The following is a 16,448-nucleotide window of genomic DNA, read 5'->3' on the forward strand; positions in this document are numbered from 1 at the left end:
CCCTAGCGGTCGAAATACGCCTGCATCACCTCGAGCACGCGCTCGATATCGTCGTCACTAATATCGCGGTGTACGACAAACCGGGTGGCGTAAAGCAGGTCGAGCAAAATGTCGTGTTCTTCGAGCCACTTGGCCAGTCCCTCGACATGGCCTTTGTCGACCTGGGCGAACACCATGTTGGTCGCTTGTGAAGTCACCGTAATGCCGGGCAGCGCGGCCAGCCCTTCGCCCAGGCGTGCGGCCCGGCGGTGGTCGTCGGCCAAATCTGCCACGTGGTGGTCTAGGGCGTGCTGGCAGGCGGCGGCAATGATGCCCGCCTGGCGCATACCGCCGCCCACCACCTTACGCCAGCGCCGGGCTTTATCGATCAGCGCGTGGGAGCCGACCAGCGCCGAGCCGATCGGCGCGCCCAACCCTTTGGAAAAGCACAGCGACACGCTATCGAAGGGCGCGCAAAGTGTTTCGAGCGAGGTGTCTGTTGCCACCGCGGCGTTGAAAAGACGCGCGCCGTCCAGGTGGGTGGCCAGGCCGTGTTCGCGGGCAAGCGCGGTGGCGCGCTGAATGTACTCGAAAGGCAGCACCTTACCGCCGATAGTATTTTCGAGCGCCAACAAGCGCGTGCGCGCGAAGTGGATATCGTCGGCCTTGACCGCAGCGGCTATTTTCTCCAGCGGCAAGCTGCCATCCGGCGCGTTTTCGATGGGCTGGGGCTGAATACTGCCCAGCACCGCAGCGCCGCCGCCTTCATAGCGGTAGGTGTGGGCATTCTGTCCCACGATGTATTCGTCGCCGCGCTCGCAGTGGGCCATCAGGGCGACCAGGTTGCTCTGCGTGCCGCTGGGGAAGAGTAGGGCCGCCTCCTTGCCGGTACGCTGGGCAAGATGGCGCTGGAAGGCGTTGACAGTGGGGTCGTCGCCCCAGACGTCGTCGCCCACCGGGGCGGCCAGCATCGCCTCGCGCATGGCGCTGCTCGGGCGCGTGACGGTATCGCTTCGTAAATCAATCATGCCAGGCTCCTCTACTTTTCATGCGGCGTAAGGACAATTCTTTGTCCAGACACTATGGTTAACAGGACAACCTTGAGAAGGCAATTAAATGGATCTTAAAAGCGGTTATCCGTTCTGGGCGGTAAAAAATGGCCTGCTTGTTTCCTTTCCCCAACTGGACCACGACCATACCTGCGACGTCGTTGTCATCGGCGGTGGCATTACCGGCGCGCTGATCGCCGATGAGCTTAGCCAGCACGGCCACCACGTGGTCGTCTTCGAGCGTCGCGATATCGGCTGGGGCAGCTCCGCGGCGAGCACCGCGCTTTTGCAGTATGAAATCGATACCCACATGGTGGAGCTTGCCAAACGGTATGACGAGCCCCACGCGGTGATGGCCTATCAAGGCTGCGGCGAGGCGATTTTATCGCTCGAGCGGCTGGCCGGTGAGCTTGGCAAGGTCTCCTTCGAGCGCCAGGAAAGCCTCTACTACGCCTCGAGCGAAGACGATGTCGACGCCTTGAAGGCCGAGTACGCGCTGCGTGACAAGCACGGCTTCGACATGGAGTGGCTGGATCGCGAGGCGCTTTATGAGCGCTACGCTATCGAGGCGCCCTGCGCGATTCTTTCGAAGCTCGCTGCGAGCCTGGACCCTTACCTGATGGCGTACCGGCTTTTCGAGCGTGTACAACGCCAGGGTGGCGAGGTATTCGATCGTACCGAAGTGGCGAGTCTTTCGCCCGATGAGCAGGGGGTGGTGGTTACCTTGAAAAATGCTGCCCGGGTGCGCGCTAAAAAGGTGATTATAGCGGCGGGTTATGAATCACAGCGCTGGCTCGACAAGCCGGTGGCGAAAAACCGCAGCAGCTACGCCTTCGTGACCGACCCCATTGCGCCACAGGTGCTGGGCAAGCTTCGCCATACCCTGGTGTGGGAGTCTGCCAGGCCCTATCTCTATATGCGTTCCACCGATGAAGGGCGGCTTTTGGTCGGCGGTGATGACGACGACAACGATGTGCCCAAGCGCCGCGACGAACGCGTGATGGAAAAAGCCCATGGGCTCGCCCGCAAGGTCGAGTCGCTTTGGCCTGGGCTTGCGATCAACCCGACCTTCTGCTGGGCCGGTACGTTCGCCGAGACCGACGACGGGCTGCCGTATTTTGGCCCCGTCGAACGCTGGGGGCCGCACGTGCATTTCGCGCTGGCCTACGGCGGCAACGGTATCACCTATTCGATGATGGGCGCACCGCTGCTGCGCGCTCTGATCGAGGGGACCACCCACCCGCTGGCCGCCTTCTTTTCTTTCGAGCGGCGGTTAAGCGAGCCTGCCGATGAACACGACCCCGTACCTTCTCACCCATGAGCAGCGGCTCGCATGGGCTTTACCGAGCAGGAAAACGTGACGAGGCGTGAAAAGGCGTCTACCCGAATGACGGGTAGACGCCTTGGGCTGGGCGATTAATTGAGCGAGTTGGATAGCCGGCTGGCCCGATCACCCGGCGCCGGGTGGCTGGAGAAGAAGCTGCTGTTATTACCGTATTGCGCTTCCATTTTGCGCAGCGCGGAGACCGATGCCTCGGCATTCAGGTTTTGGCTCTGCAGCATTTGCAGGGCGTAATCGTCGGCTTCGTTCTCCTGGCTTTGCGAGAACTGGGCATTGATGAGCTCTTCGCCCAGATCACCAAGCTCCGAGGAGGACAGTACCGCTGCGGTAGAGCTACCGCTTGAAACGGCGGCTTCACGGGCAGCAGAGGCGGCGTAGGCCACCTGGAAGGCTTTTTTGGAATGACCCAGTGCGACGTGGCCGATCTCGTGGGCGATGACGTAGCGAACTTCGTCATCGTTCATTTCATCCATCAGCCCGCTATAGAGGCGGATAGAGCCGTTCGGTACGGCGAAAGCGTTCATTTCGGACTGCTGATAAACGTTGAAGTCTAACTGGTGGCCTTCCACTTCTTCCCAGCCTTGGGTCAAGCGCTGCAGGCGGGTAGCGTATTGACTATTGGTGTCCACCAACTGACTTTCGGCGTCCAGCTGTGCAATGGTTTGATCGCCGATCTGTTGGATTTGCTGATCGGACATCATGGCGGCGCCGGCCATATTGGTGCCCGCTGACATCAGGCCCCCCAGGTCTGCGCCAGATTGACAGCCGCTCATCGCCAATACGGCGCTCAAGGTTAATGCGTAGCGGGTTTTCGATCCTAAAAACGGGGTCTGCATTGTCAGTTCCTTAATGAATGAGCTTGTTTAAACACTTTTTGAATTAGTAAAGCCTGTTCGAGGCTAACTAATGTTAACCGAGAATGTATAGGAGGACCACCCATTTTAAAAACGCGCTAAGTCGCTATGAAGCTTTATGGATTTTTATGAGAAAGCGCCAGGAAGGCGGCTAAAGAGAGCAGGTCAACCATGGAATGAGGGCTTTAGCAGGTTTGGTAAAAGAGGCGCTTTATCGGCACTTTTATCAGGATTTTAGTCAATTATTTATATAAATTATTGTAAAATATAACTTTTTTATTTGCTTGGATAACCAGCCAAGTGCTTTCATGTATTCAAGTGTAGGGTGTCAATGAACAAACAGTGCCCGTATCGCTTTGGCGGTCTATAAGGCTGGTTATAAAAACATAGACAAAAGAAGACGCCTTGTAAGCAAATGCTTACAAGGCGTCGCACATTGCGCTAACGGTTTAGCGAAGCTTCTTTAATAAAGTTTCTTTAATGAAGTTTCTTGCTTTAACGCCAATGCGTCACGACCTATTGCCGAAGCAGCGGGAAAAGCAGGATGTGGTATTACGATCGAGTGCTGGGTCTGTCTGAAAAGTCGACGAGCGAAGACAAGACAAGGCAAAAATTGGCGAAAAAACGGAGTTTACATATGTAAATGAGTATTTTGAGCCAATTTTTAACGCCGTATTGTCGAGCGCAGGCACTTTTCAGACAGAGCCTAGCCCAACCCCTTGGAGCTGCTTGATTGGTCGGTATATTCGGCAATCCCTTCGCTGGCGGCGTACTGCCAGACTGCCTGTGCTTGCCAAAAGGCGAGTACTTCCTGATCAAGGCAAGCACCGGATGTCGATAAGCTCATGTTGAATCCTCTGCAGGTTATATCACCAGGCTCTGCCCTAAAAGCCGGCACTGAACCAGTGCAAGCCAACGTCACCGCGGTTTTGGACCTCTAACCGCGGTCATAGACCCCTAGTATAGCAGCTTTGTTGCATTGCAGCATAAAGAGAACGTCCGTGCGTTCGGCAAAACCCCGGTTCAGGGCTAAGCTAAGAGATCACATCAACGCTGCGAAGGGAGTCGTCCATGAGTTCGAATGTCGCCGAGATACTGGTCAATACGCTGCAAAACGCCGGTGCCAAGCGCTGTTACGGCGTCGTGGGGGACTCGCTCAACCACTTCACCGACGCGCTTCGACAAAGCGACATCGAGTGGATCGGCGTGCGCCACGAGGAAGTGGGGGGCTTTGCCGCTGGCGGCGAGGCGTACATGACCGGCGAGCTCGCGCTTTGCGCTGGCTCCTGCGGGCCGGGAAGCCTGCACTTCGTCAATGGGCTTTTCGACGCCCACCGCAACAACGCGCCGGTGGTGCTGATCGCAAGCCACATTGCGCTGGGCGAAATCGGCAGCCAGTTCCCCCAGGAAGTGGATCAATCCCACATCTTCAAGCAGTGCAGCGTGTTCTGCGAAACCGTGGTGTCCGCCGAACAGGCCGGGCGCATGGCGGCCATGGCTGCGCAGGCGGCCATTAGTAAGCGCGGTGTAGCGGTGCTGATCGTTCCCGGCGACGTCATGACGCAACAGCCCGCCGGCGAATTGAGCTTTAAAACGCACACCTTCGACTACTCGATTCGCCCCAGCGCCGAGGCGCTCGTGCCCGCCGTTCAAGAGCTCAATAAAGGCGGCAAGATCACGATCTTTGCCGGCGCCGGCTGCGAGGACGCCCGCGAGCAGGTCATCGCCTTGGCTGAAAAGCTTCAAGCACCCATCGCCTGGACCTCCCGGGCCAAGAACTACATCGAGTACGACAACCCCTACCAGGTCGGGATGACCGGCGTGTATGGGCTGGAAGGGGGCTATCACGCGGTGGCAGAGTGCGACACGCTGTTGCTGCTCGGGTGCAGCTTCGCCTTCGCCCAGTTCTACCCGGAAGGCGCGCGCATCATTCAGGTCGATCACGAGCCCACCCAGATCGGCAAGCGCTACCCGGTGGATGTCGGCATCGTTGGCAGTATTGCCGAAACCTGCGAGGCGCTGAACCAGACCGTCCAGCCCAATAGTCATTCCGCTTGGCTCGACAAGTGCTTGAAGCGCTACAAGAAGTCTCTCGAGAAGTCGGCCCACGACACGAAAGATAAAAAAACCGTTCATCCCCAAGAGCTAACGCTTGCGATCGACCGGTTGAGCAACGACAACGCGCTGTTCACTGCCGATACAGGCAGTGTGAACGTTTGGATGTTGCGCCATATTCACGCTTCCAAAGAGCGGCGCACGCTTTCGAGTTTGCAACACGGCACCATGGCCAATGCCTATCCGCAGGCGCTGGGGATTCAACTGGCCTATCCGGATCGTCAGGTCATCGCCATGTGTGGCGACGGCGGCCTTTCGATGCTGATGGGCGACTTGCTGACGCTGGTCCAGCGCAAAATCCCGCTCAAGATCGTGGTCTACAACAACCAGTCGCTGAGTTTCGTCGAACTGGAGCAGAAGGTCGAGGGAATGCTGGACGCCTACACCGAGCTTCAAAACCCCAACTTTGGCGAAGTGGCCAGCGCCATTGGGCTTTGGGGTAAACGCGTGGAGCGCGAGGACGAGCTGGAGGGCGCGATCACCGAGTGGCTCAACCAGCCCGGCCCCGCGCTTTTGGATGTCATGACCAACCCGATGGAGCTGGTCATGCCGCCCAAGGTAGCGGCGGGGCAGGTGGGCGCGACCGCGCTTTACTCGGCCAAGGCCGTGCTGAGCGGGCGCATGGACGAGGTCGTGCATCTGGTGAAGAGCAACTTTTTGAAACGTTAGTCTAAAAGATGCGTTCAGCCCGGTGCGCGCAAGGTGACCACCGGGCTGACCACGCCTTAAAATGCCTAATCAAACGATAAAACGCTGCGGCTGCGCATGCTCTCTAATTTTCGACTGGAAGGTTTTTACGGGACTTTCGCGTTGCCAAAGTGTTGGTTATTGGGCCACCGCGTACCGATGCTCAAAGGGGAGGTCAGCGGTAAGCCTATAGGTGTCTCCCAGAGGCTACCGCTTTAGGCTCTGTCTGAAAAGTGCCTGCGCTCGACAATACGGCGTTAAAAATTGGCTCAAAATACTCATTTACACATGTAAACTCCGTTTTTTCGCCAATTTTTGCCTTGTCTTGTCTTCGCTCGTCGACTTTTCAGACAGACCCTAGCCCTTATCAAATTAAGTATTGGATAGATTCAGCGCTTTCCCCTTGACCTGCCTTGTGTTTTTTACAAAGTACCTTTGACGTTTTTATAAATTTAAAAGCGTAGCCTAATGTAGAAAGGTTTCTTTGCCCGTTTAAACTTTGGTCTTGCTTTAGTGGTTTTAGCTTGCCGTACCCCACGCTTATCCATAACCTTCCATTTGTATGATGTATTATTATTCATGCCTTGAATGGTACATCGAGTGCGCCCAATGATCGGCTGAAGCCTTGAAGTGTCGCTAAACAAAACGTAACGGCCTTCAAAGCGTAGAAAACCAACAATCAACGCAAAAGGTAAGCTTATGTTGCTATCCAAAAAGACATTCATGCGTGCAAGCGTGGCCGCGGCCATGGTGGGTCTTACCCTCAATGCTGGCTTTGCCATGGCCCAGGACGCCGAGCTTCGAGGCAACGTGCGCGTCGTGATCGGTTCGACCTCGACCGGCGGCGATACCTACCAAAATGCCAGCATTGTGGTAGACCGTTTGGCCGAGCACCTTGGCGTGAACATGAAGGTGGATGCGGTCGGCGCAAGCTCGGCGTTTCGCACCCTGGATAGGGACTCTCGGGGCAACACCCTGATGATCTTTCATGATCAGTCTTACCTTGGCTACTTGTATGGCGTACAGGGGTACGACGATATTTTCGAGAAGTACACCATCGGGCCGACCATCGCCATCAACCCTGGCAACGCCTACCTGGTGCCCACGGATTCACCCTACCAGACGATTGATGACATCATCGAAGCGGTGGGCAGTGGTGAAACCGTTCGCGTCTCCATTCAGCCCGGCGGCGTCTCCGAGATCGGCTACAGCGCGCTCAAGAACGCGATCGCTATCGAACATCCGGGTCAGGAAGAGAACCTGGTCGCGATCAATACCGGCTCCCAGTCCGACAAGAACCAGCAACTGTTCGACGGCCAGGCCGATGTCATCAACGGCAGCGTTCAGGCCAACGAGCAGTACACGCGCTTGCCCGAGAGCGACCAGAAAGCCATGCGCTTCATCTGGCTGACGGCGCGCCAGGATACGATCGAACAGGCGCCGGAAGAGGGGCTTGGTCAAACCACGCGCGAGCAGCTCCTTGAATACGTCGAACCCAACGTGAACGTCACCATGGGCGATGACCAGAGCTTTACCTTCGATAAAGAGTTCTTCTTCCTTTACAACAAGGACATGGATCAAGGCATCATCGACCAGATCGACGAGGCGCTCGCCGAGATCTATGACGAAGGCGACATTCAACAGGCACAGCTCGATGCGTTCTTCATCCCCGACTTCAAGCCCTCTGCAGAGGCGTCGGAGTACCTGCAAGAGAAAATGACCCGCTACGAAGAGATCATCAGCAATATCAATTAAGAATAACGTCAACTAAGCGGTCAGGCGCTGGCGGCGGGCTGCCGTCAGCTTCTCCTTTCCTTTCCCGGGGCAAGCACATCGACGCGCCCACCGCCGCTGTCAGTGTGTGCGCCGAGTTCATACGTCTGGAGCAGATATGGCGTCAGATCTGTTGAGTGTTTCGATCGATTTCGAAACATCGCACTTATATTTTCCCACTCTCGTTCACTGGATTTTGGGCATCCTGTTTGCCGTGATCCTGGTTACTCGAGTGGTGCCCTTCATGGCGGCGGTCAAGCGCGGGGAGCGTACGCTGCCCATCCTTGGTGAGTCGCGGGATAACGGGCGCTTTTTTGGCACCTTCGCGTTGATCATCGCCTATTTCTACCTGATGGACGTGGTCGGCAACCTGTTTCCGTATACGGGCTACGGCTTCCTGTTCGTCTCGATGGCGTTCGTGCTGCTCATGTCGCTGCTTTATCTGCATAAGTGGACCAAAAAAGCCCTCCTCATCGTCGCCGTCAATGCCGTCGTCGCGCCTACGCTGGTTTGGTTCGTACTCGCCAAGCTCTTTACTATCACCTTGCCGTGACCCGAAGGTAGCGCCATGGAATTTCTCTCGTTCCTCGATTTCTCTTTCTTTTTACTCGTTGGCTTTGGCACCCTGGTCGGTATCATTTTTGGGGCGATCCCCGGCATGACGGCGACCATGGCCGTGGCCGTCTGTCTACCGCTGACCTACGCGCTGGGCTTGAACCACGGCTTAGCGCTGCTGCTGGGGCTTTATGTCGGCGGTATATCCGGCGGGATGGTGCCGGCGGTGCTTTTGAATATACCCGGCACGCCCTCATCGATTACCACGACCTTTGACGGCTACCCCATGGCTCAAAAAGGCGAAGGCGAAAAAGCGCTGCGTATCTGCGTGATTGCCTCGCTGGTAGGTGGATTGGTGAGCGCCGCGGTGCTCTTTTTGTTTGCGCCTTTGCTTGCGGATTTCTCGATCAAATTCTCCTACGTGGAGAAGTTTCTGATCATCTTGCTGGCGCTCTCCGTGATTGCCTCACTTTCCAACAGTATGTTGGTGGGCATCTTCAGCGGCGTGATCGGCGTCTGGTTGAGCCTGATCGGCGATTACAGTATTTCGGACGGCGGCAACGGCCATACCCGGCTGATGCTCGATTTCATGGAGCCGTACCTGTTCGAGGGCTTCTCGTTACTGCCGGTACTCATCGGTATTTTCGGGGTGTCGACCATTTTGCTTGAAGCCGAAAAAGGCGTTAAGCGGGACGTTGCCGGCGAGCGCGTCAAGATTGGCAAGGAGAGCGCTTTTTCGCTGTCGGTGTTCAAGGGCAGCCTGACCAACCTCACACGCTCCTCGTTTATCGGCACTTTCGTGGGCATGCTGCCAGGCGTTGGGGGGAGTGCTGCTTCGGTCCTTGCTTATACCCAGGAAAAGAACCTGGCGCGGGACTCTTCGCAAATGGGTAAAGGGGCGCCCCAGGGCCTGATTTCTTCGGAATCGGCGAACAATGCGTTAACCGGCGGTGCGCTCATTCCGCTTCTGTCGTTGGGTATTCCAGGCGACTCGACCACTGCCGTGTTGATCGGCGCCTTTACGCTGCAGGGTATTCAGGTAGGGCCACTATTCATTCCGGAAAACCACGACACCTGGTACGTCATGATGGTCGCGCTGGTGTTGGCCAACTTCGTGATGTTTTTCTTGATGTTCTTTGCCATCAAGCATATCGCCAAGGTGGTCATGGTGCCCAAGCATATTCTTTACCCGCTCATCGTGATGATGTGTGTGGTCGGGGCATATGCCATCAACTACGGCATCATGTTCGACGTCTGGACACTGCTGATCTTTGGCGTGTTGGGCTACTTGATTCAAAAAATCGGCCTCGAAGTCGCGCCGCTGATCATCGGGTTCATTCTGGGCAGCCAGGCGGAGGTCTATTTCGTCAAAAGCCTCGAATCCTTCGGCACCTATAGCATCTTCTTTACCAAAAGCCCGATTGCGATGGTGCTTTGGGCGCTGATTGCCGCGTCCGTGGTCTTCGCCATCGCCATGGGGTTCAAGTCGCGAGCCCGGCAGAAGATGGAGCTTAGCCAGATGCCAGGCCGTTCGACCACCGATTCAGGAAAGCCGCATGACTCAACTAACGACTAATTCCCGCGTCATTCAGGTTCATCCCAACGACAATGTCGCTATCGTGATCGAACACGGGGGGCTGGCCGAAGGCGTCAGTATCAACGACGAGTGCACGACGACGATGCCGATCCCTCAGGGCCACAAGGTGGCGCTAAAAGCGATTGCGCAGGACAGCCCGGTCATTCGCTACAACGAGGTGATCGGCACGGCGGTGGTGGCGATCGAGCGCGGCGGCCACGTCAATGAAACCAACGTGCGCTTGCCCACGGCCCCGGGCCTGGACGAGCTACCCTTGGCCACGCGGGAGCCGCCGGCGTCCGAGCCGCTCGAGGGCTATACCTTCGAGGGGTTTCGTAACCCGGATGGCAGCGTGGGCACCAAGAACGTACTGGGTATCACCACCAGCGTGCAGTGCGTAGCGGGCACCGTTGAGTACGTGGTAGGGCGTATCAAGCGCGAGCTTTTGCCGCGCTATTCCAACGTGGACGATGTAGTCGGGCTCAATCACAGCTACGGCTGCGGCGTTGCGATCAACGCACCGGCGGCCATCGTGCCCATTCGCACGCTGAAAAATATCGCGCTGAACCCCAATTTCGGCAACGAGATCATGGTGATTGGCTTGGGCTGCGAAAAGCTTCAGCCCTCGACGCTACTTGAAGACCGCCCGGTAAGGATTTACGAGAATACCGAGGCCGCCGACCCCGAGGCCAACGTCTTGAGCCTTCAGGATGAAAGCTTTGAAGGGTTTGGCGAGATGGTCGATGGCATTCTCGCCATGGCCGAGCGTCACCTCGAGCGCTTGAACAAGCGCCGCCGCGAAACCTGCCCGGCATCAGATCTGGTGGTGGGCATGCAGTGTGGCGGCAGCGACGCCTTTTCTGGGGTGACGGCCAACCCGGCGGTGGGCTTTGCCACGGATTTGATCGTGCGTGCCGGTGGTAGCGTGATGTTTTCCGAGGTCACCGAGGTGCGCGACGCCATCCATCTTCTAACGCCCCGGGCGATCGATAAAGCCGTTGGCCAGGCGCTGATCGACCAGATGGCCTGGTACGATGACTACCTGCTACAGGGCCAGGCCGATCGTAGCGCCAATCCGTCGCCGGGTAACAAGAAGGGCGGTCTGAGCAACGTGGTCGAAAAGGCGTTGGGCTCGGTGATCAAGTCCGGTAACTCGCCCATCGTCGACGTGATTGGCCCGGGCGAGCGGCTGCGGCGAAAAGGGCTGACCTTTGCGGCAACGCCGGCCAGCGACTTTATCTGCGGCACGCTACAGCTAGCCGCGGGCATGAATATGCAGGTATTCACCACCGGGCGGGGCACGCCTTACGGGCTTGCCATGGTGCCGGTGCTCAAGGTGGCGACCAACTCGCACCTGGCAAGCCGGTGGCACGACATCATCGATCTGGATGCGGGGCGTATCGCCACCGGCGAGGTCAGTATCGAGGATGTCGGCTGGGAGCTTTTCCACCTGATTCTGGATGTGGCCAGCGGCCGGAAACAGGCCTCGGCCGATAAGCTGGGCATCCACAACGACCTGGTACTGTTTAACCCGGCGCCGGTCACCTAGATAGCGCATCGATACATTTAATCTGGTCAAAAGAGAGTCGATAGTCATGTTGCCAAAAATTACCTCAATGAAGGTCGTACCCGTCGCTGGTTACGACGGCTTTTTGCTTAACCTGAGCGGTGGCCACGCGCCCTGGTTCATTCGCTGCGTCGTGATTCTTGAAGACGATGCCGGTAACAAGGGCGTGGGCGAGATTCCGTCCAGCGAGGGCATTCTCAAGGGCCTCGAGCAGTGCCGCGATATCGTCGAAGGCTCCAGCATCAACGGCTTCAAGCAGACGCTCAATAACGCCCGGGTGGCACTGGCCAAAAACGGTCGCGAAGAGCGCGGCCGCCAAACCTTCGATCTGCGCGTCGCGGTTCACGTCATTACGGGGCTGGAGTCGGCGCTGCTCGATCTTTATGGCCAGGCGGTAGGGCTTCCGGTGGCGGATCTTTTGGGTCAGTACGGCCGCCAGCGCGATGAGGTCGAGGCGCTGGGTTACCTGTTTTTGCTGGGCGACGCGGATAAAACCGATCTGCCCTATCCGAAGGCCACGGCGCCGGCGGATGCCTGGGACGAGGTGCGCTACCAGGAGGCGCTGACGCCGGATGCGGTCGCCAACCTGGCCAAGGCAGCTTATGAGCGTTACGGCTTCAAGGACTTCAAACTCAAGGGGGGCGTGCTGCGCGGCGAAGAAGAGGCCGACTGCATCCGCGCGCTTCACGACGCCTTCCCGGAGGCGCGGTTGACGCTGGACCCCAACGGCGCCTGGACACTCGATGAGGCGGTACGGGTTCTGGACCCCATCAAGCACCTTTTGAGCTACGCCGAAGACCCCTGCGGTCAGGAGGAGAGCTACTCCGGGCGTGAAACCATGGCCGAGTTCAAAAAGCGTACGGGCCTGCCCACCGCGACCAACATGATCGCAACGGACTTCAAGCAGCTGCAGTACGCGGTTCAGCTCAACGCGGTGGATATTCCGCTGGCCGACTGCCACTTCTGGACCATGCAGGGTGCGGTCATGGTCGGTGAGCTTTGTAACGAGTGGGGGATGACCTGGGGGTCGCACAGCAACAACCACTTCGATATCTCGCTTGCCATGATGACTCACGTCGCCGCGGCGTGCCCGGGGGAGATTACCGCGATCGACACCCACTGGATCTGGCAGGACGGTCAGCGCATTACCAGGGAGCCGTTCCAGATTCGCGGTGGCAAGCTCACCGTGCCGAAAACGCCGGGCCTGGGCGTCGAGCTCGATGGAGAGAAGCTAATGGAGGCACATCGTCTTTATAAGTCGTTGGCCGTCACTCAGCGCAACGACGCCATGGCGATGCAGTATCTGATTTCCGATTGGGCGTTCGATCCCAAGCGCCCGGCGCTGGCTCGCTAAGTGAAATAACGCATTAGAAGTATCGCAATAGGGCAGCCTGACAAGCAGGCTGCTTTTTTTGCCATTCAAGGTTGTTTCGCTCATCGCGCTTATTTTTTAATTCGCTGTTTTATAAAATAATTTTCTAAGTCGCGAAGCGCCTCTACCCACCTTTTTTTGGGTTTTAATGCTACTTATAATTCAGGCGGAAACTGTATGGACCATAGTCGTATATTAAAACGCTGTAACCACGTCTAACTTGTAGTTGTATGATTAAATACATATTACTTTAAAAAAGGTTTTTGTCTTAAATAAACAAAAGCTTAAGCGCTATTATTTTAATAAAAATGGAGCGAACGATGAAAAAAACCAAAAAGCTACTTTTGAGCGCCACCTCACTTTGCCTGGTGATGGCAGCCAATAGTGCGTTAGCCGAGGAGTTCAGGGGGCCAGTAAGAATCGTGGTGCCGTTTGCGCCGGGCGGCACCTCTGACATTCTCGCCCGCTATATAGCCCCGGAACTGTCTGATGCGATCGGCCAGCCCGTGATCGTAGAGAACAAGGCAGGCGCGGGGGGCAACATCGGCGCCGATTACGTTGCGAAAGCGACACCCAACGGGCATACGCTGCTTCTTTCCGATTTAACGGCGCTTTTGGCCGCTCCCAGTGTTTTGGAAAGTGTGGCATACGATATCGAAAATGATCTGGCGCCCGTCACCATGGTGTCATACTCGCCTTACGTGTTGGGGGTGTCTCAGCGTAACGAGTTCGCTGACTTCGATGAACTACTCGAGTACTCCCGCAATAACCCCGGCGACATTTCTGTTGCCACCTCGGGAGTGGGCGCGAACAACCACATCACCACCGAGCGTTTGATTCAACATCTGGACCTGGACTGGAACGTCATCGCTTATCGCGGCGGCTCCGATGCCACCCGCGCCGTAGTGTCGGGGGAAAGCGATATGCTGCTGAACGGTACGACTGCGTCACTGCCTTTCGTGCTGAGCGGCCAAATGAGTGCGTTGGCGGTAACGGGGGAGGAGCGTCTTGAAGAGCTGCCGGATATTCCTACCTTTCGAGAGCTAGGCCTTCCAGGTGAGCTGGACGGCACTTATCAGGGGATCTTGATAACGGCCGGTAGCCCGCCCGAGGTCGTCGAGCGGCTCCAAAAAGAGCTTACCGCGATTCTTGCCACAGAAGAGATCCAGTCAAGAATCGCCGAGCAGGGTGGCCAGGCCCGGCCATCCGACTCGCCCGAGCAGCTTCAGGAGTGGATGGCTACGCAGAAAAGCGAGCTGGCGCGCTTCATCGAAAGCGCCGGTATCGGTCAGTAATTATCATCAATATCCATTGTGTAAAAAATACATCCTGCTCTTTGGAGCGGGATGTTACGCCCCGATGATAAGAGATAGGCACCATGCGAGTAATAACCAATAGAGATTTTCTTGCAGGATTAATGTGTCTCATCGTATCGGTGCTGGTGCTTTGGCAGGCACAGGACTACAACATGGGGACACTACGCAATATGGGGCCGGGGTATTTACCACGCTTTCTGGGTTTTTCGCTCGGCTTTCTTGGCTTGGCGACCATAGGGTTTTCAGCAAGGACTGCCAGCGAGTTTCCCAATATCAACTATAGAGCGTTGGTTTGTATCACGGTCGCTATCCTGGTGTTTGCTCTTTTGATGAGGCCGGCCGGTGTTTTTATCGCCACGATGGCGCTGGTATTGATATGTGGAGTCAGTGAGAAAGCGTTCAGGCCCGTCAGGCTGATTTTAATCGGCATAACGCTTTGTTTGATGTCGTATGTCGTTTTCATTGTTGGTCTTAATATGCCGATCCGCCTTTTTCCCTGGAGTTTCTAATGGAAATTTTAAATAATTTGGCGCTTGGTATATCCGTTGCTTTTACGCTCGAAAATCTCATGTACTGCGCCCTGGGGGTCACGGTAGGTATGTTCATCGGGGTCATTCCCGGTGTAGGGCACCTGGCGGCAATCTCCATGCTGCTTCCCTTGACCTATTACGTACCGGCCACCACGGCGCTGGTCATGTTGGCGGGTATCTATTATGGCGCCCAATACGGTGGTTCTACAGCGGCCATACTGCTGAACTTGCCCGGCACGCCTTCTTCCTCGGTCGTTTGCCTCGATGGTTACCCCATGGCCAAGCAGGGGCGAGCCGGGGTCGCCTTGTTCATGACCACGATCGCTTCCTTCGTGGGGAGTTTCATTACCGTTATCGTGCTGGCGGCCTTTGCGCCACCGCTTGCGAATTTTGCCGTGGCTTTCAACTCCGCCGACTATTTCGCCATGATGCTTTTGGGGCTCGTAGCCGCCGCTATTCTAGTACAAGGGTCGCCGGCAAAAGGACTAGCCGCCGTGGTGTTCGGGTTGATTCTGGGCGTTGTCGGTACCGATGTGAGTACGGGTATTCAGCGCTATACCTTCGGTTTAACGTTTCTTTATGACGGGCTCAACATCGTCGCGATCGCCATGGGTATTTTCGGGGTAACCGAGGTGATCGCCAACGTAGGTAAAGTCGTTCAGGTTAAAAACGATGAAAAGATTACCTTTCGGTCACTCTTGCCAACCCGGCGCGATATGAAGGAGAGTATTTTCCCCATGTTGCGAGGAACGGGTATCGGAACCGGGATCGGGATACTACCTGGCACGGGTACCTCCATCGGCTCGTTCATTGCCTACGCGTTGGAAAAAAGGATTTCGAAAAATCCGGAAAAGTTTGGGAAGGGGGCAATCGAAGGGATTACCGCCCCTGAAAGTGCCAATAACGCAGCGGCTCAATCGGCGTTTATTCCTACCCTTACGCTGGGGATACCCGGTGACGCGGTGATGGCACTCATGCTGGGTGCTCTTTTGATACACGGTATTACGCCGGGGCCTAACGTGATTTCCGATAGCCCGGATCTTTTCTGGGGGCTGGTCATCAGCTTTTTGATCGGCAACGTACTTCTTTTGATTCTCAATATTCCCATGGTGGGGCTATGGGTAAGGCTTTTAAAAATCCCGTATCCCATTTTATATCCTGCCATCATCCTGTTTATCGTTATTGGTGTGTACAGCATCAACTACTCCGACATGGACATCATGCTGGTCGCACTGTTTGGCGTAATGGGATGCGTCTTCTTGTTACTGGGCTTCGAACCTGCGCCTTTATTATTAGGTTTCATTCTTGGGCCCATGATGGAAGAGAACTTTCGTCGTGCCATGCTGATTAGCCGTGGAGATTTGATGGTCTTTTTGGAAAGACCTGTTAGCGCAACGTTCTTTGCCCTGATAGCGGCCTTTATATGCTGGTCGGTATACTCGGCGGTAAAGAAAAAGAAAATGCCTGTCGAAGAAGGTGCTAAATAAATCATTTAAATAATCAGCTTGCACTGAATGGCGTTTCTTATAGTAAGACGTTGGATGAGAAGGGAGCCGTAACTCGATAGAGGTGGACGGTTAACCCTTAGCCTAAAGTCTAGAAGAATGCTTGTATGATGTATGACAATATGACCTCATGGCTGAACGCAGTTGCCTCAATAGGCGATACACAGGTGATGAGCGTCAATCCTATCACCGCCGGCTATGGTGGCTTACCGCATAAACAAAAAGGGA

General features: G+C 56.1%; 13 protein-coding genes. 10 read left to right on the forward strand and 3 right to left on the reverse strand.

The genetic code is table 11. The features are described 5' to 3' along the window. Positions 1–2: 2 nt before the first annotated feature. Positions 3–1,007, reverse strand: a complete 1,005-nt coding sequence (gene ltaE, locus ACWHXT_RS04020) for a low-specificity L-threonine aldolase (RefSeq protein ID WP_447957336.1) — start codon at positions 1,005–1,007, stop codon at positions 3–5. 88 nt (positions 1,008–1,095) lie between these two features. On the opposite strand from ltaE, the gene ACWHXT_RS04025 reads away from it, so the two are divergent. After that, complete coding sequence (locus ACWHXT_RS04025) at positions 1,096–2,349, forward strand: NAD(P)/FAD-dependent oxidoreductase (RefSeq protein ID WP_447957337.1); 1,254 nt, start codon at positions 1,096–1,098, stop codon at positions 2,347–2,349. Positions 2,350–2,444: 95 nt separating this feature from the next. On the opposite strand, the gene ACWHXT_RS04030 is transcribed toward ACWHXT_RS04025, so the two are convergent. Both ACWHXT_RS04030 and ACWHXT_RS04035 read right to left on the reverse strand, forming a co-directional pair. Next, positions 2,445–3,206, reverse strand: coding sequence for a M48 family metalloprotease (locus ACWHXT_RS04030; RefSeq protein ID WP_447527958.1), 762 nt, complete (start codon positions 3,204–3,206; stop codon positions 2,445–2,447). 724 nt (positions 3,207–3,930) lie between these two features. Beyond that, a complete protein-coding gene (locus tag ACWHXT_RS04035) occupies positions 3,931–4,071 on the reverse strand; it encodes a hypothetical protein (protein ID WP_447957338.1) in 141 nt (46 codons plus the stop codon). A gap of 224 nt (positions 4,072–4,295) precedes the next feature. Between ACWHXT_RS04035 and ACWHXT_RS04040 the strand changes: the two genes are divergently transcribed. The 9 genes from ACWHXT_RS04040 to ACWHXT_RS04080 all read left to right on the forward strand — a co-directional run bounded on the left by ACWHXT_RS04040 (position 4,296) and on the right by ACWHXT_RS04080 (position 16,202). Beyond that, positions 4,296–6,008 (forward strand): thiamine pyrophosphate-dependent enzyme, encoded by a 1,713-nt coding sequence (locus tag ACWHXT_RS04040; protein WP_447957339.1) that lies wholly within the window; start codon positions 4,296–4,298, stop codon positions 6,006–6,008. Positions 6,009–6,725: 717 nt separating this feature from the next. After that, a complete protein-coding gene (locus ACWHXT_RS04045; protein WP_447957340.1) occupies positions 6,726–7,781 on the forward strand; it encodes an ABC transporter substrate-binding protein in 1,056 nt (351 codons plus the stop codon). A gap of 136 nt (positions 7,782–7,917) precedes the next feature. After that, positions 7,918–8,352 (forward strand): tripartite tricarboxylate transporter TctB family protein, encoded by a 435-nt coding sequence (locus ACWHXT_RS04050; protein WP_447928206.1) that lies wholly within the window; start codon positions 7,918–7,920, stop codon positions 8,350–8,352. Positions 8,353–8,367: 15 nt separating this feature from the next. Continuing rightward, complete coding sequence (locus ACWHXT_RS04055) at positions 8,368–9,930, forward strand: tripartite tricarboxylate transporter permease (RefSeq protein WP_447928207.1); 1,563 nt, start codon at positions 8,368–8,370, stop codon at positions 9,928–9,930. After that, a complete protein-coding gene (gene garD / locus ACWHXT_RS04060) occupies positions 9,911–11,479 on the forward strand; it encodes a galactarate dehydratase (protein ID WP_447957341.1) in 1,569 nt (522 codons plus the stop codon). Before ACWHXT_RS04055 ends, garD begins: the two co-directional genes overlap by 20 nt. A 46-nt stretch (positions 11,480–11,525) precedes the next feature. Further along, positions 11,526–12,851, forward strand: a complete 1,326-nt coding sequence (locus tag ACWHXT_RS04065; RefSeq protein WP_447957342.1) for an enolase C-terminal domain-like protein — start codon at positions 11,526–11,528, stop codon at positions 12,849–12,851. A gap of 338 nt (positions 12,852–13,189) precedes the next feature. After that, on the forward strand, positions 13,190–14,164 hold the full coding sequence (locus tag ACWHXT_RS04070; protein WP_447957343.1) for a Bug family tripartite tricarboxylate transporter substrate binding protein: 975 nt from the start codon (positions 13,190–13,192) through the stop codon (positions 14,162–14,164). Between the two features lie 83 nt (positions 14,165–14,247). Then, positions 14,248–14,694: a tripartite tricarboxylate transporter TctB family protein gene (locus ACWHXT_RS04075; protein WP_447957344.1), complete on the forward strand. Its 447-nt coding sequence runs from the start codon at positions 14,248–14,250 to the stop codon at positions 14,692–14,694. Then, on the forward strand, positions 14,694–16,202 hold the full coding sequence (locus tag ACWHXT_RS04080; protein WP_447957345.1) for a tripartite tricarboxylate transporter permease: 1,509 nt from the start codon (positions 14,694–14,696) through the stop codon (positions 16,200–16,202). The genes ACWHXT_RS04075 and ACWHXT_RS04080 overlap by 1 nt, the downstream gene beginning before the upstream one ends. Positions 16,203–16,448 lie beyond the last annotated feature (246 nt).

It is taken from the genome of Vreelandella halophytica (assembly GCF_968193635.1).